Source organism: Enterococcus sp. DIV0802b (genome assembly GCF_050543535.1).
GTDB lineage: Bacteria > Bacillota > Bacilli > Lactobacillales > Enterococcaceae > Enterococcus_D > Enterococcus_D entomosocium.
The window spans coordinates 1786463-1805468 of the sequence record NZ_CP172941.1 but is presented as its reverse complement, the minus strand read 5'-3'; the positions used below and the strand labels follow the sequence as shown (position 1 = coordinate 1805468).

General features: G+C 42.7%; 23 protein-coding genes. 1 reads left to right on the top strand and 22 read right to left on the bottom strand.

Going from position 1 to position 19006, the window contains the following annotated elements; all coding sequences use genetic code 11:
• Positions 1-55: 55 nt before the first annotated feature.
• From IGJ12_RS08585 to IGJ12_RS08575, 3 genes are read right to left on the bottom strand one after another with little or no spacing between them, the layout of a single operon-like run.
• Complete coding sequence (locus IGJ12_RS08585; RefSeq protein WP_005226077.1) at positions 56-343, bottom strand: hypothetical protein; 288 nt, start codon at positions 341-343, stop codon at positions 56-58.
• On the bottom strand, positions 340-618 hold the full coding sequence (locus IGJ12_RS08580) for a hypothetical protein (RefSeq protein WP_016611786.1): 279 nt from the start codon (positions 616-618) through the stop codon (positions 340-342). The genes IGJ12_RS08585 and IGJ12_RS08580 overlap by 4 nt, the downstream gene beginning before the upstream one ends.
• 36 nt (positions 619-654) lie before the next feature.
• Complete coding sequence (locus tag IGJ12_RS08575; RefSeq protein ID WP_016611785.1) at positions 655-1023, bottom strand: hypothetical protein; 369 nt, start codon at positions 1021-1023, stop codon at positions 655-657.
• Between the two features lie 213 nt (positions 1024-1236).
• Between IGJ12_RS08575 and IGJ12_RS08570 the strand changes: the two genes are divergently transcribed.
• The gene (locus tag IGJ12_RS08570) at positions 1237-1623 is read left to right on the top strand and encodes a hypothetical protein (RefSeq protein WP_016620132.1); all 387 of its coding nucleotides are present in this window, start codon (positions 1237-1239) and stop codon (positions 1621-1623) included.
• Between the two features lie 161 nt (positions 1624-1784).
• On the opposite strand, the gene IGJ12_RS08565 is transcribed toward IGJ12_RS08570, so the two are convergent.
• The 19 genes from IGJ12_RS08565 to aroB form a co-directional block, all read right to left on the bottom strand.
• Entirely contained in the window at positions 1785-2132 is a 348-nt protein-coding gene (locus tag IGJ12_RS08565) for a hypothetical protein (RefSeq protein WP_301388650.1), read from the bottom strand.
• Positions 2133-3553: 1421 nt separating this feature from the next.
• A complete protein-coding gene (locus IGJ12_RS08560) occupies positions 3554-3706 on the bottom strand; it encodes a hypothetical protein (RefSeq protein WP_008379912.1) in 153 nt (50 codons plus the stop codon).
• 120 nt (positions 3707-3826) lie between these two features.
• Positions 3827-4675 (bottom strand): sce7725 family protein, encoded by an 849-nt coding sequence (locus tag IGJ12_RS08555; protein WP_016611778.1) that lies wholly within the window; start codon positions 4673-4675, stop codon positions 3827-3829.
• Between the two features lie 15 nt (positions 4676-4690).
• Positions 4691-5359, bottom strand: a complete 669-nt coding sequence (locus IGJ12_RS08550; RefSeq protein ID WP_008379910.1) for a hypothetical protein — start codon at positions 5357-5359, stop codon at positions 4691-4693.
• A gap of 23 nt (positions 5360-5382) precedes the next feature.
• Complete coding sequence (locus IGJ12_RS08545; RefSeq protein ID WP_430619572.1) at positions 5383-5898, bottom strand: hypothetical protein; 516 nt, start codon at positions 5896-5898, stop codon at positions 5383-5385.
• A gap of 13 nt (positions 5899-5911) precedes the next feature.
• Positions 5912-6085: a hypothetical protein gene (locus IGJ12_RS08540; RefSeq protein ID WP_254907404.1), complete on the bottom strand. Its 174-nt coding sequence runs from the start codon at positions 6083-6085 to the stop codon at positions 5912-5914.
• Between the two features lie 136 nt (positions 6086-6221).
• A complete protein-coding gene (locus tag IGJ12_RS08535) occupies positions 6222-8489 on the bottom strand; it encodes an AAA family ATPase (RefSeq protein ID WP_430619571.1) in 2268 nt (755 codons plus the stop codon).
• Between the two features lie 18 nt (positions 8490-8507).
• The gene (locus tag IGJ12_RS08530; protein ID WP_005235941.1) at positions 8508-8987 is read right to left on the bottom strand and encodes a DUF6530 family protein; all 480 of its coding nucleotides are present in this window, start codon (positions 8985-8987) and stop codon (positions 8508-8510) included.
• Between the two features lie 189 nt (positions 8988-9176).
• Positions 9177-9434: a TfoX/Sxy family DNA transformation protein gene (locus IGJ12_RS08525; RefSeq protein ID WP_005235943.1), complete on the bottom strand. Its 258-nt coding sequence runs from the start codon at positions 9432-9434 to the stop codon at positions 9177-9179.
• Positions 9427-9969, bottom strand: coding sequence for a GNAT family N-acetyltransferase (locus tag IGJ12_RS08520; RefSeq protein ID WP_005235945.1), 543 nt, complete (start codon positions 9967-9969; stop codon positions 9427-9429). The genes IGJ12_RS08525 and IGJ12_RS08520 overlap by 8 nt, the downstream gene beginning before the upstream one ends.
• Positions 9970-10146: 177 nt before the next feature.
• A complete protein-coding gene (locus IGJ12_RS08515; RefSeq protein WP_005235946.1) occupies positions 10147-10995 on the bottom strand; it encodes a DegV family protein in 849 nt (282 codons plus the stop codon).
• 93 nt (positions 10996-11088) lie between these two features.
• Positions 11089-12363 (bottom strand): LCP family protein, encoded by a 1275-nt coding sequence (locus tag IGJ12_RS08510; protein WP_430619570.1) that lies wholly within the window; start codon positions 12361-12363, stop codon positions 11089-11091.
• A 116-nt stretch (positions 12364-12479) separates the two neighbouring features.
• The gene (locus IGJ12_RS08505) at positions 12480-12950 is read right to left on the bottom strand and encodes a GNAT family N-acetyltransferase (RefSeq protein ID WP_430619569.1); all 471 of its coding nucleotides are present in this window, start codon (positions 12948-12950) and stop codon (positions 12480-12482) included.
• On the bottom strand, positions 12925-13806 hold the full coding sequence (pheA, locus tag IGJ12_RS08500) for a prephenate dehydratase (RefSeq protein WP_429967790.1): 882 nt from the start codon (positions 13804-13806) through the stop codon (positions 12925-12927). The genes IGJ12_RS08505 and pheA overlap by 26 nt, the downstream gene beginning before the upstream one ends.
• Position 13807: 1 nt before the next feature.
• Complete coding sequence (locus IGJ12_RS08495; RefSeq protein WP_008379901.1) at positions 13808-14314, bottom strand: shikimate kinase; 507 nt, start codon at positions 14312-14314, stop codon at positions 13808-13810.
• A complete protein-coding gene (aroA, locus tag IGJ12_RS08490; RefSeq protein ID WP_430619568.1) occupies positions 14311-15600 on the bottom strand; it encodes a 3-phosphoshikimate 1-carboxyvinyltransferase in 1290 nt (429 codons plus the stop codon). The genes IGJ12_RS08495 and aroA overlap by 4 nt, the downstream gene beginning before the upstream one ends.
• A gap of 9 nt (positions 15601-15609) precedes the next feature.
• Positions 15610-16692 carry a prephenate dehydrogenase gene (locus IGJ12_RS08485; RefSeq protein ID WP_008379898.1) on the bottom strand — a complete coding sequence of 361 codons (1083 nt, stop codon included), beginning with the start codon at positions 16690-16692 and terminating at the stop codon, positions 15610-15612.
• A 45-nt stretch (positions 16693-16737) separates the two neighbouring features.
• Positions 16738-17904: a chorismate synthase gene (gene aroC / locus IGJ12_RS08480; RefSeq protein ID WP_016620144.1), complete on the bottom strand. Its 1167-nt coding sequence runs from the start codon at positions 17902-17904 to the stop codon at positions 16738-16740.
• 19 nt (positions 17905-17923) lie between these two features.
• The gene (gene aroB / locus IGJ12_RS08475) at positions 17924-18979 is read right to left on the bottom strand and encodes a 3-dehydroquinate synthase (RefSeq protein WP_086316124.1); all 1056 of its coding nucleotides are present in this window, start codon (positions 18977-18979) and stop codon (positions 17924-17926) included.
• Positions 18980-19006: the final 27 nt, after the last annotated feature.

Genomic DNA, 19006 nt, shown 5'->3' with positions numbered 1-19006 from the left:
CTTCGTTTTGCCGAGATTTTCGACACTTGTTGTGTGCCAAAAATAGGCGAGGGGACTAAAGAATGATCTTTTCTTCTTGTTCACGAAACCCTAGAACTTTTTGACGTGACTCGCCATCCCAATAGAGTAAGTCCAAATTCTTATGCAGCATTAGCTGTGTATATAATTCTTTCAGCGTCAGAGCGGGTTTTTTTGGTTCAAAAAATAAAATCAATTGGTTATGGCTATCTTGGGCGATCGTCGTAAAAGGAATCAGGTTTTCTTTGTAAGTTAAATAAATTCCTTGGTAATCTGCTGCACTCGACGACGTTGTCAGTGCTGTCAAGAGGTCTCTTGCTCTCATAATGAACCCGCCTTTACTGTTTTTTGTCGATAGGCATCGATATCCAACATGATTTTCGTTTTGCCGTACACCGTATACTTTTGCACCACGAATTGACGGCGCTTATTCCAATAGCCGCCCACGGTTAGAAACATACCGTCATCAACATCCCCTAAAAAATTCAAACTGTGTTTCGCAATCAAACAGTTGGTGGTACCTAGTGTAAAGCGGACCAAAGGGGAGGGGGCAAAGGAGACGATTCTTATTTTTGAGACAGATCCTTTTTGTGTTTCCATCAGGTATTCCTCCTTTAGTAAGTAGTAAAAAGCGGATCATTCGTTGAGATCAAACCATTTTTTCTCTTCATAAAAAGCAACGTGACGAATCTCATCATAATGGATTTTTTCCGTTGTTTCTCCCGTCAAATAAATACCTAATGGGTCATAACCGCTGATTTTCCCGATAATATCTGGAGGATAGCCGCCTTCTTCATTAACTTCTTCTCGTTGGATCGCCACAGTTAGGTTCTTTTTCATGGCTTCAAATAAACACTGATTGATTTCTTCCGTTGTGAGTGACGGCTTAGGTGGACAATCAAACTTACGTGTCGGTTCCTCTTCAATTTCAGTTGTATGCTCAGATAAAAAGAATCCTTGCCACTTTAGCTTTTTTCGATCTTCATATGGTTGTAGCATACCCATAGCAATCACCTCTTATCTATATAATACAAACATACGTTCTCTTTTGTAAAGCGAACAGATTTTTAAATTTCTGATTCTTCTATGAAACATCTAAAAAGGGCATCAAACAAGGGGCTAGTGGTGGGTATCGTTTTTTTGCACTATATCTGTTATAATTTATCCTGAAGCGACGATGAACGATTTGGAAAATAGCTGGCGAAAAAGGAGAATAGTATGTCTGGATTAATCGTGGTCCTGCTTACGATCTACTTTGCAAGTAGGAAAGATAAAGAACAGTGGCTTTTTGATCGCAAACGATTGACTATTCTGGCGCTTATGTTTGTGATCGTCGGCATAAGTTGGGGCTTAAATGACAAAATAATGAAGGATCCTCTGAACCAAAATATTAGAAGTAATTTACTGTTTAATTATTCGTTTCCCTTATTGATATGTATGCTAGGTTTATTTATCAAAGAAATACCACGTTGGGGACGGATCGTGACTTTGTCATTTGGCTTTATGATTTTCGGGTATTTAGCTTTGCACTATTTGATAGGTTTTCACAACCCGTATTGGGAAAATCTACAGCTAAGTCCATTGTATTGGCTGCCAAGTGACTAGCCATACGAAAGTATCGCCAATGGAAACGCAAAAAAAGCACTCAATAAAGGGAGTGCTTTTTTTCGGCTAAATAACTGCAGCAAGGTGTTTCTTTTCCCCAAAAAATAGGTTAGACCTAAGTAACGAGGGGATCATATAAGGAGAAGTCATGACTGTTTAAATCAAAACGATTGATTCTTGACTAAACCGTGTCTTTTGATCATTGCCAAAGTAAAATATGCGATGAGCGTTCCTGCAATACCAAAAAGTAAATCGATTCGATCAGGGGTGTTCATAAAGCCGAAGACAGTCTCACTCAATAGATTGGCAATGAGCAAAAGCAGGGTCAATAGCGTGACGGCTTTAAATGGCGCACCTACAAGAAGCCAAAAGTACCCCAGTAAGCCAATAATCAAACTAATCGAAAAATTGGAGATATGAAGATAAAAGTCAGCATACCTCGAAGTAAAGAAAGAAATGTCCAAGTACTTTGATAAATAGAGGAAAAGGGCTGTGAACACAAAAAGCAAGTAGAGGAGTGACGCCCATAGTTTTGGTAAAAAGGCTAGCTTTCATTGCTTATTCGTTTTCATTTTTATTCTCCTTATTAGGAATTGTCAGCCATACTTATGAAATTGCTTTTATCGGGTATTAATTACACAAATGGAAAAACAAGCTGCAGACTAGGCAAATCAGTAGTCTGCCTAAAATGAGTTGAGGTGACAAAATGACAATAATAAACAATGAGCGATTATGGTTAGGCTTAGGGGTAGAAATTATTTTGCTCATATCATTCAGCATGATTATGTATTTCATCCTGACAGTGGCAATTTGAAGCAAAGTCCGTTCACCAGTCAACGAAATGGAAAAATAAGCTTCTGGATAGCTGCTGGTTTGATTTTACTTGCCAACGAAATATCCTAAGTTATCTACCTGATTTTAGGGTTCTTTTTTATAGAATCATGTAACGGGTATTTGTTAGCATTTGCAACATCTAAGCACTAGTGTTAGAACTTTGAAACGGATTGGCTATATATGAATAAAGTTCGAGAAAAAAGCTCAAAGATTTTCAAAATGATTATAGCATACAATCAAACCGATTGGTTCGTAAATCAAGGCTAAGGCTGATAGCTTGAATCTGTATTTGCTGAGATAACGTAGGACGACGAATCCGCAAGTACTTGCTACCAGACAGTTATCAATCTGTTAATCAGCAAATCAAAAAAAGAATCTGAAGAACATGTAAAACAAGAAATTCTTAGTTTTAATTGAATTTTAGGTGCATTAGCGACAATCTACTGATAAAAGTCATTCGGAGGGAGGTAAAATGATACAAAATTGTCTTGAACTATTTAGAATGGCACGAACCCTTTTTTGAATGTAACTTTGTATAATATATATTATGTAAACTAAAATAAAAAATTTTTTAAACACCGTATTTAGCTAGTAATTGTGCGACTCTCCTCTCTCTTATTCATGATTATTTCCTTCAAATTAACCTAAATAGCAGCATAATCCAAAAAAACGGTTATTTAAGCGATAGTTTAAGATTTTTGTTTATTTTACGACTGACAAGAAAATCAATTGACAAATTATATCTGTACCTTTGTCTGTATTTGATCTTGTTGATCCTTTAATCTTTGAATTCAAACATTGCTTGCAACTGCTAGCCAATCTCAATGAATCACTCAGCGCTTAATGAATCGCTGTTCACGATTTTATCAGTAGTGATTCGTACATAACCCAGCCAAATTTGTGCTAACTAAATAGCCTAATGGGAATCTTGATCACAGGCAAACCAGCAACGATAAACAAGAAAAGTTGAGTTGCGTTCAGTTTTCACCTAAACGGATCCAATTCCCATAGCGAGTCCTAATCAAGGGATCACAGTCATCTAAGTACAATTTTCTTTTTGTTGCTGCTAATAAAGCAATGACAGCTACGGAAAGTTTCAAACTATGTAATACAGGATCGCCGAAAAGACAATGATCAAAACGACCAAAACAATGATTAGTTGATTTAAACGTCGAATAAGCAGGTTTTTCTTATTTTTTTCAAATTCTTTTCCTTCATTTCGATAATATTCTCTATCTTTTGTTCCCACGAGCGCCAACTCCTTTTCCCTGATTTTATCACTATCCTGAAAACAATGGGTGCAATCAAGGTGTTTTGTACAATAAATGGCAGTATTTTGTTAGAGCTTACCATCGTATACGTATAGAGACTAAATAAGACGACTGACGAGTTCCAAGTGATTCATAACCGCAGCTTTCCGAATAACGCCCATACCTGGAAACGACCTTTGCTGATAGGCAGCAATTAATAGCTGCAGCCCAGCTGTTTGTGTAGGATACTCTTCTTCATGCTGTAACAAAGCTTCCATGACTTCGAAAAATTTTTCTTTCTGATTTGGTAATTCTTCCTCAGAAAATAAGTGAACGATTCGCAAATCTTGCTCAGTTGTCGGATAGATCCAATGCAAAACCAACCGCTTTGAGGGATAACTGTGCTCATAATAAATTTTGCTATCGACAGAAAAATCACTAAACCCAGCATAACCCAATTTTTGATAAAGATGATGGGTTTTTGAAAACCCTTCGTCCGGACATTCTGTATAAAAACTATTTTTAGGTAAACGTGTAAACGGATCTTCCATCAGTAGTTTCGGGCCGTTGATTTTATTTAACAAACGAAACTCTTTGCCTACCAGCACCGGCAGTGTATTTTCCCGCCAATCACTAGCGAGTGCTGGGTCCGCTTGATGAACGATCCAAAGATCAGGCGTTTCTTCCACTGTTTCAATGGGTCGATCTACGATCATTGCTTTAGGGGCAGCAACATTTTGCAACTCTGCTAACCCCTCTGCAGTCAGAAAAGCCCCAGCCTGTGGATTGCGAACAAGATAAAAAGGATGCTGCTTCCTTTGAAACAGGTCAATGGTCGTCCAAAACGTTTTTGATTGCTTGACCGGTTCAATGATCGGCTGGATCGCTTCTGACAAGCGATCTTGTTCCAACAGTGCTTTCAATGCCAATAAATCAAATTGTTTTCCACGAATATAAGGGAAGTACATCTTCTTCTCTCCTTCTTACTCGCCTGATAAAAAACGTTTTTCCAGCGCTTCATAGGCTGCTCTCGTAGCGGCCAATTCTTCTTTCAAGGCTTCGATCGCTTGCAGCTGAGTATCTTCAATAAATCGATCATAGTAATTGACTCCACCACCGAACAAGTCATACTCAGGCTGACGTTTCTTCAGTTCTTGGTACAAACGTTCTGTTGAAAATACCCGCAATCCTCGAGCAGTCTGTTTTGCTTTGCCGACTTCTCTCGCTTGTGCCGAAATCAACCGAAACAATAAGCCATTTTCTGGAACCTGCAGCTCTTGCCGTTGGGGTTTCTTTTCGACACTGAAATACCCTTTGCTGCCCGTTTCTTTTTCAAGAAATGCATGATAGACCAAAACACCAATTGTAGGTGCAATCTGATCTTTGACTTTTTCATACAATGACTTGGGTAAGACAAAATAATTATAATTCCCAATAAAGGATAGTTTTGCTTTTGAGCGAAAATCTGCCAAACTAACTTTGAGTTCGTAGCAACGCCATTCAAATGTATTTTCAGTCGTCAAGCGACAACTCAAAGTATCCACGATGCCGTGATCATCTGGCATGACTACCTCTTCTACCACAATATCACTGTTTTCACGACAATAATAATAAAGTGCCTCTTCCATTTCTAAAGTTAAGGATGTCTTCACAAATTCACGACCTTTATCTTGTTTCACCTATTATAAAACATATGTTCGCATTTTAAAAGAGGGAAATAAAAGCAACCTATCATCCCCTCACTCATTCGGGCATCCGTTACCGAGAATCTCTTCAACCGTCCTCTTTGTACCGCGGAATCGTAACAAAAAAGCAGCAAGAGCACACCAAGTTGCGTGATTAATAGACCTTTAAAGGGAAATTCAAAAGTAAAGCCTGCGGGAAGATGAAAGAAATGAAAAAAATCCTGCAGTGCTTTTTGACTAAGCCACAAACCGCTGACAAGCCCTATCAAACCAATAACAATGCTTTGAATGCCTACAAAGAAAAGCTCTTCTAAGGTGACCACCAACGGAGACTGTCCTAACAACAACCGAATACTCAGAGATTGCTGCTCCTCCCCCATCAAATGAAAACGATACATGTGATTGCAGTGCCATAAAAAGGCGGCGATCAATCCTATAGCTAGAATGCTAAGTACGAAGCGCAGCAATTGCAAAAAGAAAAGCCAACTGGCATATGTGAGATCCATCTGATTCTCACCACTATTTGTTTCGTAGTGCAGCCATTGACGAAAAAAAAACTAGCCAATTCTTTGCAAAGATGGCAATGATCAGTAGAAGAATCGCCAATACCCCACTCATCAGCAAACTGCGCCTACGAAGTGCTGCGTGCCAGCCGAATTGACAAGGATAGTAGAAGTACCGCCATTTGTTCATGATATCCCTCCTTTTGGCGTCTATTTTACAGAACTTTTCAAATTTAGACAAACATCTTCTTGTTTACATAATATAATTATGATCAAAAAAGAGTGCGGCACGTAGCCCACACTCTTTTCCCTTTAGCTATCGACGTTTACAAATACCTTGTCAGCAGCTGCAACAAGCGCTGCGGAAATTCTGTTAGATTGGAAAGATCAATAAAGCGTTCTTCCCCATAAATCGCTTTGATCACCTCTTTGTCTTGGCCAATGGCAGCTGCCAGAAACAGCACCCCTTGTCGTTCATAGTCAGCGATCACCTGCTGAATATCTTCTTTGGCTTTTACCCCTGTATAATCAGGAAGAGCTTTTGGCTGGCCATCACTGATATTCAAGAGTAATTTAGTGGTTGCCGGCTGATGAGCGAGCTTTTCAGCTAGCACGCGCAAGACAGCCCCATCACGGTTATTTTGCCGAGGCTTCATTGTCATGAGTTTCTCTGGCACAAATTCAAAGCCTTCATTAAATTCTTTGTAAGCAAAAAGCGAGGTTTTTTCACGAGCGGTCACGTCCGCTGTATCGCCATAGATCATCAATGGCAAAGATAAACGTTCGGCAAAAGCATTCACCGCTAAGACCGCCTGTTGCGCATACAATATCCGATCTTCTCGAATCATCGAACCCGATTCATCGATGCGCAAAGCAAGAGCTAAGGAAGGCTGTTCATGAGGTGGATTCTTCTTGTCAAAGGTCCGGAAATCTTGATACGCAACCTTGCTGGCATCAAAGCGTGTGCCGTTGTACTTACCTTTACTGTATGCCGAAGCTTGTTCATTTTCCAATACTTCTTGGGTTTGCTTGATCAATGACTCTACGATCGGCAGCAACGGCTGCAAACGCTGTTGGGCTTCAGTCGCTTTTTCTAAATCGACGGGTGGTCGATGAACGATCAGCCCTTCTTTGGCATGGATTGATTCTTTCAATGCTTGTCGTGCTGCCTTTGATGCCGTAGTTTTCTTTTCTTTCTCCTGGGCTTCATACGCTTCGATCGACAAAGAATGAGCAGCAGGAGCTGCCTCTTGTGCCTCACTCCCAGCTTTTGCTTGGCCATCATGACTATTGCGTTCTAGTTCTTCTGAAAACGTCGCCTCAGTTGCTGCGCTTTTCGCTTCTTGTTTGTCAGAATCACTGGTTTCCATCGTTTCCGCCTCAGTTTCTTGATTGGCGGTCTCAAGGACTTGCTCATTTTTTAGGACGGGCGTGCCTTCTTCCACTACATTGCGCTGGTCCGCCTCTTCGCTGCTGATTCGGCGTCCTTTGATTTGTTCTTTAAAGGCATTTAGCGGTTGTCCAGAAAACAAAAGCCGCAATTGCGCCAATAACCCTGAAGCTTCTAGCGCCTGTTGTAAAAGAGAAAGCTCATTCGGATCGGTGGTGATTTTGTATAGCACTTTGCTATCAATTGCTGTAAAGGGATCTTGTCCTTGCTTGACTGCATTTAGCCAATAAAAATAGGAACGCATGCCCGCCACTCCTTTGATGGCATTGGCTTTGGCGGTCACGTCTAGCAAGCGTATGATCTCAGCCATTTTCTCCGCAGTCGTTTTGTCTGGATAATTGGTTTTGGCAATACCTCGCTGCACCATGACTGCCAGCTCAGGTAAATCCATTTTTTCAGCATGCTGCATCCGGTCTCGCAAGGATTCGTTCAAGGGGCGGTTGCCTTGGTAATTCCGATTCGTTGTGATGATCACCACACAGTCAGGGTGTCGTCGGACGAAGCCAGTCGGGATATTCAGCATTCCATTTTGTTCAAGGGCCGAGTTTAGTGCCACTAGTACCGAAGCATCACGAATGACCGTTGGCTCTTGAATCTCAAGCAAGTAGCCTTTTTCCAGCGCCCGTACGATTTCGGAGGGATAAAATTTGTATTGAATCGTAGGTTGTTGATCACTGGTTTCGATTCGTTCGATCAGTTCTGCAAATTTCGCCCGTGCCCGCTCACGAGTCAGGGAAAAATGCCGCTGGATCAACCCCAAAACATCTTCAAAACAATCACTTTGATAAATCGCATCCAGCAAGTCCTTGTCCTCTTCTTGGTCGGTGTTGATCACTGGTAATAAAGCACCAAACACATCTGACTTATCCATATCCGCAAAGCAGGTGATTTTGGTGTAGGGCAGTTGCAGGTCGGCAGAAAGTGCCTTTGCCAACTGGGTCTTGCCGGAACCAGCATCGCCTTCCAACAACACATTGAAGATCTTCATTTCTGGATCCGTCCAGTTCAACGCGATCTCTGAAGCGATTCGCAGTTCTTCGGCACTGGTCTGATGACTTTGTGGTTTCTTCCAAATCATTGTTTGTTCTAATTTGCTAAAAGCGCGTCCTTTCGTTACGACAAAAGACGGTTGAATTTGTGTCATGGTAATCTGCTCCTTTTATTAATAACCTAGCTCATCCAAAAGCCGTTTTAGGATTTTGAAGCGTTCACCATAAAGTTCGCCATCTTTTTGCAAGGAATCATAAAAAAGTAGAATGTCTTCATCGATCTTAGGATTTTCGGTGTCTACTTCAACGGTCATACGATTTCCTTGTAAGCCAATGATCTCGATCAACGGATTTTCAGGATCGTAAAACTTTTCATGGCGATAAGCCTCTTGAAAATACAAACTGGATTGCGCCACTAAGATTGCTAGATCTAAGATTCTAGTGAGCGGTAGTTCTTCTGACTGACGAGACCATTTTTCACCTGTGTGGCGCCAAACCTTGCCTGAGATATCGACTTTTCCCCGGTCGTTCCATTGTGCCAATCCGAGGGAAAGGCCTTTTGCATCCGTATGTAACGCATTTTTTCCGTCAACAGTATCATAGTCTTCCACTTTAATGACGGGCTTATGTTTCAAGTTTTCTGGTATTTTCATTGTTCTCACTCCTTGTTTAGTAAATTACTAATTTACTAGATAGAGTAAGTATAATGAGGAAGCTAGTTTGGGACAAGCAAAAGGTCTTTTCTAGTAGCTAGGGACAGATGTCTATAGAAAAAGCACTTGATAAGAAGTATCTAAAAACAAACGCTCTTAAAAAGTGCTTTTTTATGACGCATTACTTCACTAGCTCAATTGATTGAAAAAAAGGCGCAATTCTTGCTTTCTCTGACTTGCAAGTTGGGCTTTGGGAATGCCTTGGATCGCCCCTTCAATACCATAGAGCATATGGAGGCAAGCGCCCGCATCACATTGTTGGCGGATCGTCACAAAAATGGCTTCGGCCGTTTTTGTGCGCAATTGTTCAGGGGTACTGATGCCGATACGAACCAGGTGATCCGCTAAAACTTGGCCTACATTTGGTAACTTTTGCAGTTCATTCATAGGTTTCTCCTTTTTTATTGTTGTCATCCTGCCCGTCTTCCTCTTGACGAATCAACGCATAGAGTTTCATATCTAACAGCTGATGGTTTTTCTCCGCATGCTTTCGCAAAACGCCTTCTAATGTAAAACCTGCCTTTTCCAACACACGACAAGAGGAATGATTCTTCGCAAAAGATTCAGCAGAAATACGAACGATAGTTGAAGTAGTAAATATATAGTCACATAGTTGTTGAACGGCTTGTGTCATCAAACCTTTTCCCCAGTACTCTTGTGCAATAGAGTAGCCAATCTCAGCCGTTCTATAATGGATATTTTCTTTGCGAACAGCACGGATACTGCCGACTGCTCGGTCATCCACAGTGATTGCAAAGGCAAATTCTGCTTCTTCCACAGATCGAATATAGGCTTGTGCATCTGCGACCGTATACGGGAATGGCAACCCCTCCCGTAAATAATCGTGGATGGATTGATTATTTAACGCATGGGCTAAATCTTGCGCATCGCTCATTTGCCACCTTCTTAAGGAACACTTCATAGCAATTCCTCCTTTGCCAGTCCTTCATTTTGATCCTATTGTACGAGTTTGTGTGATTTTTTACAAGCGAATCTCAAAAAAGCAGAAAAAAGAACCAGCTAGACGAACGTCTAACTGATTCTTACATACATTGTCTTGAGGAGATAATGGCGTGAATAAACATAGAAAAAATAAAAATTATTGCGCTGAAATAGCGATGCCAATGGCTTTTTCCCCTAAATGCGTGCCGATAACTGGTCCGAAGTGACCAATCTCAATTTCTGCATTTGGGTATTTCGCTTGTAGCTTCGCTTTTTCTTCTTTCGCTACTTCTAAATTATTGGCGTGGATTACATAAAATTTAACAGGCAATGCGATTTCTTGCTCCCGTTGACCAATGATATCTTCCGCGCGATTGAATGCTTTTTTGCTGGAACGAATGCGCTCGTAAAGCACAATTTTTCCTTGATCAAAGGTCAAAATCGGTTTGATTTTTAATAATCCGCCAATCAAGGCTGCTCCATTGGTTAAGCGACCGCCACGAACCAAGTTATTCAAGTCGTCAACGATCAAATAGGCATAGGTATTGTCTCTGATAGTGTCCAGATGGGAAATGATCTCTTCTACGGTTTTGCCTTGACTTGACAGATCAAGAGCGGTTTCTACCATGTGCCCCATCGGCATACTTGTGATTTTCGAATCGTAAGGAATGATTTGAACGCCTTCGATTTCATCGGTAATTCCATAAAGCGTTCCGATAAATCCAGAGATACCGCTTGATAAGTGGATACTAATGATCGTGTCGTAACCGCGATCTTTCAATGACTCATATAAGGCTAACACTTCTCCTAATACCGGTTGAGAAGTGGTTGGGAATTCTTTGCTGTTTTTCAACAAAGCGTAATACTCATCAGCTTCAATGTCGATGCCCTCATTGTAGACTTTTCCATCTAAAATAACAGGGATCGGTATGATAAACAAATCTTCATGGTTTTTGATCCGTTCCGGCAGATAAGCTGTACTGTCAGTAACAACGGCTAATTTCATTCTTTTTCCTCGTTTCAACAAATTTCAAACGTCATTAATAATATAGCATAAATTTACTTACTTTCAAATGGTTTTCAGAACTTTTCATTCTGCTTACTCATTAAGAAAATTCCTGATCGCTTGTTGATTGGTTTCAAGATTGACGACTAACACACTTCCGGCACTCGCACTTGAACCGTATTGCCAAGAGTCAGCGACTGGGACAGTCAAACTGTCGACTCCTCCCGCCCCTCGAGCAATCGAGAAGGTATTTTTTAATAGGAAAGACATTGGCAGGTTGGTGGAAGCATAGCCTAAGACTTTTCCAGCTGCATAAGGCAATTTTAAAATAGCTAAAGGATTTTTCATTTCGCTAAAGATCGCATCCATTACTTGCTGCTGTCGTCTTACACGACCGAAGTCACCTTCTTCGTCCATCCGAAAGCGTGCGTATTGCAACAGCTCAAGCCCATTCATTTGTTGTTGCCCTTGCTTGATGGCAACTTCAAGATTTTTACTCATATCTTTTTCCGCGTTGATAGAAACGCCTGAGGGAAACAATGTGTCGATCACTTTTTCAAAGGAACGAAAGTCAACTTTTGCATAATAGTTGGTTTCTAGCCCGAAGTTCTCCGCTAACGTTTGTCTAACCAAATCAGCACCACCAAAGGCATAAGCCGCATTGATCTTGTTTTCGCCATAACCGGGAATCGTAACTAAAGTATCCCGCATAAAGGAAAGTAGCTTCGGTTGCTTACTGGGACCATCTAATTGCAAAACCATAATAGTGTCTGCTCGTCCAGCTTCTCCTTCACGACTATCACTACCAATGAGCAATATATTCCGAGCACCATTTGCAGCGGCCGTACCATTAAAGGTCTCTTCATCAGTCGTAGCAAAAGCAGCGTCACTTCTTGCGACTTGCTGACCGACAAGAAACGCAATCAATGAATAGGCAAAAAGCACCAATAGTACCCGAACCACAATACGCAGAACTGGGTGCTTCCGCTTTTTCTTTTGTTTGGGTTGCTTGGTCTTCTTAAGCTTTGACGGTTTTTGTTTGCTTTGTTCCTGGCTTTGATGCATCGCAGGCCTCTGAGCAGATAGCGGAGGGATCGCGCTTTTTCGTCCCTCAGATTTTATTGCTCCTACTTGTGACTGTTCTCGAGAACTTTGAGCCGCACGAGAGTCGCTTGCCCTAGGATGCTCGGTGTTTTGATAAGGAATGTCTCCTACTCGCTCATCAGCAGAAGAAGTAGAATCACTCGGTCTGACGCGCTGGTTTCTTCTTTTGGCTTCTCGACGGGCAAAGATACTTTCTTTGGCTGCCTGACTGGATTCCTTTTCTAGCCGTTCATGCAGTTTTTTATTTTTTTCCATCCTGCTCATTGCTTCTGATCCTCCAACTAAAAAATAGCTCTCTGTCTATAAGGATACCCTAGACCTTATAGAAAGAAAGCTATTTTCTGAAATTTTAACCTTTTTCTAGGAAATTTCTTCATATTTTACCTTAGATGCTTTGATGCACCTTGTCGTATGCTCACAAATCCTGCTTGCTCATAAAATGATTTCACTTGGTTTGCCGACCAAAAGTTTAGTGAGAGATCATCGAAGCCTTTTTCCAGCGCAACGTTTTCAGCAAATGCCAACAATTGTTTTCCAATATGCATCCCTTGGTACCAAGGGTCAACAGCGATCGCTGCAATTTCCAGCCACTTTCGTTCATGCATCATCGCATTTTGTGGCAAACAGACCTCTTGAAGATGCACAAAGCCACAAGGCTGGTCCGCCAACCAAGCGATAAAAAAGTGGTGGCTTGGCTCTTGCAGCTGCTGTGTGATTGCTTGTTCAAATCTTGACTGATCAAATGGCTTAAAAATCGTTGGGTACCATTGATGGTGCTGTGTTTGGATCTCTTTATGAAACGTTGCTAAAAGGGTTTCATCTTGGCTAGTTTTTATTTTGACTTGAGTCATTTTTTGTCACGTCCTCAACAACATTTACGGAATACACGCCGAGAAGATGGACTTGACCACCCAACAACTGAATCTCTTCAAAGGCATTTACAATCAGTTGCCACGGTTTGTCCATCACCAGATCGATCACGAAAAAGTATTCCCCTAAGGTGGTTTTTGACGGTCGCGATTCAATTTTGCTTAAATCAATTTCTCGCCAGCCAAAGGTTGCTAAGATTTTGTGCAAGATCCCCGGTCGATTTGCCGGGAGCGTCACAAAAATCGTTGCTTTCTCAGCAGTCTGCTCTGGTAATTGGGTGTTTGCTGCTTTCTTCGTCAAAACCCAAAAACGGGTTTGATTAAAGGCAACATCTTGAATATTGGTTTCTTTGATCGTTAATTGATAGGCCAATGCCGCTTCTTTGGAAGCAATCGCCGCAACTGCTTCTTCTGGATGTTTTGCTACGTAGGCTGCTGCAGTCGTTGTGGAAGCAACCGCCTCAACAGTAGCTCCAGCAAATCGGGCTTCGATGAAGTCGGCACATTGCGCTAAGGCTTGCGGATGAGAAATAATCTTAGTGATGGGACGATTGTCTTTTGATGTTTGCTGAGAAACTAACAATTGATGATTGATCGGTAAAATAATTTCCTGTTCGATGCTCAACTGATTTTGACGAAACAGTGTATCAATAGTGGCATGAACGGACCCTTCTAATGAGTTCTCGTTCGGAACGACCGCGCGATCGATCACGCCGTTAGCTAGCGCTTGAATACAAAGTGGAATCGATCCATAGGGGATACAGGTATTTTCCGGATAAGCTTCTTGCGCAGCTAAATGCGTAAAGGAACTTTTCGGTCCTAAATAACCAATCTTCATTTTATGCACCCGCTTTGATCAAAATTTCCTGTACGATTTCTTCTGGTGCTTTGTTCGTCGTTTCAACGATCAATGAAGCAGTTTCTTCATAAAGAGGGATCCGAGGACGGTAAACAGCCAATATTTCTTCTGGTGATTTTGAGACGACTAAGGGACGAATGCTGCCATTATCCGCCTTTAAGCGATGAATCAGCTCCTCGGGATCTGTTTTTAAATACACGACGAGCGGCATCTCTTTTAAAAGTTGACGATTTTCTTCTTTTAATACGATGCCCCCACCAGTGGAAATAATTTGTTCCTTTGCCAAAGTTTTAGCTAAAATATCCGTTTCGATTTTGCGAAAGGCTTCTTCACCGTGTTGGTCGAAAAATTCTTGAATGGTCATGCCGATCTCAGCAACGATCAAGTCATCAAAATCCACATGAGACTGTTTCGTTTCTTCAGCCAAAAGACGACCAATCGTGGTTTTTCCAGCACCCATAAATCCAATTAATATCACTTTTTTCACTCGCTGTTTCCTCCTTTAGCCAAACGTGCGACATCCTCAAAAAAATCAGGATAAGAAACTGCTACGGCTTCGGCTTTTTCTAATTCTACCTCTTCATCTGTCAATAAGGCGGCAATTTGCAGCATCATGCCGATGCGATGGTCCCCCCGACTTGACACACGTCCACCATGCAAAGGGGTTGGACCGTTGATGATCAACCCGTCCTCGGTGGGAGTGATGTCCGCCCCAAGTTTTGTCAACTCTTCGGCAGTTGCATCAATTCGGTTGGTTTCTTTTACTTTCAGTTCTTCCGCATCTTTGATCACCGTTTTGCCATGAGCCTGCGTGGCTAACAACGCAATGATCGGCAATTCATCGATCAAGCGTGGGATAATATCGCCAGCGATGGTTACTGCCTGCAAGGTAGAACTTCGAACGGTAAGGTCAGCTGATTGATTCTGATCGTCTTGATTGGAACAAGCAATCGAAGCACCCATCTCCTCTAGCACGTCAAGAATTCCTGTACGAGTGGGGTTGATCCCGACATTTTTTAAAACGATCTCACTTTCTGGCATAATCGCGCCGGCTGTTAGGAAAAAAGCAGCGGAGGAAATATCACCAGGAACAATTACTTCTTGTCCTTGGAGTGTTTGAGGTCCCGTCACAGTGATCGTTTTGCCTTGTGTTGTGATGACGCCACCGAATTGACGGATCATTTCTTCAGTATGGTTACGGCTCGCCTCTTTTTCAATAATCGTCGAGGTACCTTGTGCTTGCAATGCCGCAAAAATCAGCGCCGATTTTACTTGGGCACTTGCTACGGACATCTGATAATTGATGGGCTGTAAAGAAGCAGTACCATTAACGGTGATCGGTGGGAACTCCGTCTGCTCATGCCCTCTCACATTGGCACCCATTTCTCTTAATGGCAGCATCACTCGGTTCATCGGACGTTTATTCAAAGAGTTATCGCCGAATAAGGTGGTTGTAAATGGCTGTCCAGCCAAAATCCCCATCATTAAGCGAATCGTTGTACCAGAATTGCCGATATCAATTGGGTCTTGGGCAGGCTTAAGGCCATTAAAGCCCTGTCCTTCAATCGTGATCGTCTGACCGTCATCATGGATTGGAACGCCTAATGATTGAAATGCATGAAGGGTGCTATAGCAGTCTTCTCCACGCAAGAAATTACGGACAATCGTTGTCCCTTCGGCTAACGCCCCGAACATGATACTACGATGCGAGATTGATTTGTCAGCAGGGACTGCTATCGTCCCTTTTAGATGTGTTGCTTTTTTTAGTTTCATAACGGCCTCCTATTTTTTTCGACATGAATAGGTCGTCTTTTTTTGAATCAGCTGCTCTGCTTGCAGCAAATCATTTTGCGTTTTGAATGAAATCTGTAAAACACCAATAATATCTTCTCGAGTTTCAAGAATTTTCAAGTTGATCAAAGAGAGCTGATGTTCGCTCAATAGCCCCGTCACTTCAGCGACAACGCCGGGATGATCCGGTACATCGATGAATAGATCATAGAATGCTGGGATCGCCCCATTTTGATGAACCGGCAATTGATCCCGTGTTTCCTTCGCGGATTCAAAAAACCGAAAGATCGCCCGTTCGTCTTTTTTCTGCAACCAGTGAGCCATGGTCGTCATTTGTTTTTGCCACTCATCGATCAGCTGCAGCAGCTCCTGTCGATTACTCAATAAGATATCGGTCCACATACGAGGATCTGAAGAAGCAATGCGAGTGATATCGCGAAAACCGCCTGCTGCAAGTTGCTGTGCTCTAGGGTGTTCGTGGTTGAAGGCATCTGCCTGATTGACTAATCCCGAAGCAATAATATGAGGCAGATGGCTCAACATCCCTGTGATTTGATCATGCTCTTGGGGAGCAAGTGCCACATATTTGGCTCTAGTGCCGCGAAAAAGCTCTTGTAGTTCTTCCACCCGCTGACTTTTCGTCGGTGTGAAGATATAGTAAGCATTCTCGAAAAGGTTCTCATCGGCTGCTGTGATCCCTGATTTATGAGAGCCAGCCATCGGATGGCCCCCAATAAAATCAAAGGAAAAGGACTCGGCAAATTGCGTGATTTCCGCTTTGGTACTGCCGGTGTCTGTTACTAGCACCGAAGGCTTTAATGAAAGTGCCCCCAGTTCGGCAAGATAGTTTTTGGTGATCTCTACCGGCAATGCCAACAAAATCACGTCGGCACGGACAGCACCTTCAGAAAATGAAGGGGGCACTTCGTCTACTAAATTTGTTGCTAATGCGATCTCATTGGTTTCCTGACAATCCCACCCCATCAAATGCACTTGCGGATGTGCCTTTTTGATACATGTTGCTAAGGAAGCGCCGATCAATCCTAGACCGGCGACGAAGATATTTTGGCTCATGAAAAGAATCCTCATTTCTACTGGAATTTTTTGCTGTTTCTTTAATCAGTAGGTTAACAAGTATTCTCGATACGCCTGAACAGATGCGGTCAATTCTTCGAAAGAATCACTTGGAAACTTTTCTAATAGTTCATTGGCCACCACTGTTGCCACCACACTCTCACAAACAACACTAGCTGCTGGTACAGCGGTGCTATCTGAGCGTTCGACGCTTGCTTTATACGGTTCTTTGCTGTCGATATCAACACTTTGCAACGGCTTGTACAAGGTCGGGATCGGCTTCATAACCCCGCGAACCACAATTGGTTCCCCGTTCGTCATGCCGCCTTCAAAACCACCTAGGTTGTTGCTGCGACGGGTGTAGCCCCGTTGTTCGTCCCATAAAATCTCATCCATGACTTTAGAACCCGGTAAAACACCTGCCTCAAAGCCAACACCGAACTCAGCACCTTTAAAGGCGTTGATACTGACCACGGCTTGGGCAATCTTCGCATCAAGTTTTTTGTCCCATTGCACGTAACTGCCAAGACCAGCAGGAACGCCGCCAACAAGCACTTCCACTACGCCGCCGATCGTATCACCATTTTTCTTCGTTTGATCGATCAACTGTTTAATTTCTTCCTCGACAGATGGATCTAAGACTCTTACTTCCGAGGCTTCAGAGCGTTGTGCGATTTCTTTGACAGTCAAGCCTTCTGGAATTTCTGCTTTGATGCCGCCTAACATCGTTACATGACCTGCCACATCGATGCCAAGCTCCTTCAAAATTTTCTTCGCGATTGCGCCGATGGCTACCCGCATAGTCGTTTCCCGGGCAGATGAACGTTCCAGGACGTTTCGTAGATCTTGATGGTGGTATTTCATGCCGCCGACCAAGTCAGCATGACCAGGTCTTGGTCGTGCCACTCGTCGTAGTTTGCGGTCTTTTTCTGGTACCTCTTCGATTGCCATGACCTTGGTCCAATTTTTCCAATCTTTGTTCTCGACCACTAAAGTCACAGGAGAGCCTAATGTTTTTCCATGACGGATACCGGAAGTGATACGGACTTGGTCTTTTTCAATCAACATCCGTCCCCCACGACCATAGCCGGTTTGTCGTCTCGCTAATTCAAAATTGATGTCTTCTGCTGTTAATGGCAATCCTGCCGGTAACCCTTCGATAATGGCGGTCAACTCTGGTCCATGTGATTCGCCTGCTGTAATATAACGCATGATCCGTTACCTTCCTTTCTTATACTAGGTAGTCTTTGATTTTTTCAGTCGGGATCGTCACGATTTTCGCCTGACCGATCGCTTCTAATAGAATAATCTTCAATTGTTGCCCGCGGGCTTTTTTATCATGAGTGATTGCTTGGTATAATTGCTCTTTATCTATTTCCCTTGGTGTAATCGGCAAGTGAAACTTCTCAACCATTTCTGTAAGTTGCTGGGTCGTACCTTTTGGTGTTAATCCGGTGACTTCTGCATGTCGGGTGATCATAATCATCCCCATCGCAACGCCTTCTCCGTGACTTGTCTCAAAAGCAGCCGTTCTTTCTAAGCCATGACCGATCGTATGACCGAAGTTCAGTGTCAGACGACTACCATGATCAAAGGGGTCTTCTTCCACTACTTTTTGTTTAACCTTTAAAGAAGCTGTGATCACATTTTCAGCGTGGGCCAACAAATCGGCTTCATCTTTCAAACCTGCTAACGTTTGCCAAAGTTCAGGATCTGCAATAGCGGCTGACTTGATGATTTCAGCAATGCCTTCTTGGACGCGTTTAAGCGGCAAACTTTCAAGTAAATCTGGATCGATCATCACACCGGCTGGTTGGGCAAACGTGCCAACGAGATTCTTGGCACTGCCAGTATTTACAGCTGTTTTTCCGCCGATACTTGAATCGACCTGTGCCAATAACGTCGTCGGAATCTGCAAGAAATCAATGCCGCGCATATAAGTAGAAGCAACAAATCCTCCGAGATCACCGATCACACCGCCACCAAGGGCAATGATCCCATCGCTTCTGGTCATTCCGAATTGGGCAAGACCATCATATAAACTAGCTGCTTGCTCTAGTGATTTGCTTTTTTCGCCGGCTGGTACGATTAACAGTGTCGCTTCAAACCCGGCAGCGGTTATGGAATCAACGATTTGTCCGCCATACAGGGGTGCGACATTGCTGTCTGTAATGACGGCAATGCGCTGTTTGTCCCACAACTGTTGTACCCAGGTTCCGACTTTTCGAAACGCCCCTCGTTTAATGAGGATATCATAGGAATGGTCTTCTAAGTGAATGTGTAACATTGATTTTTGCACCTCTTTTATTGGTTG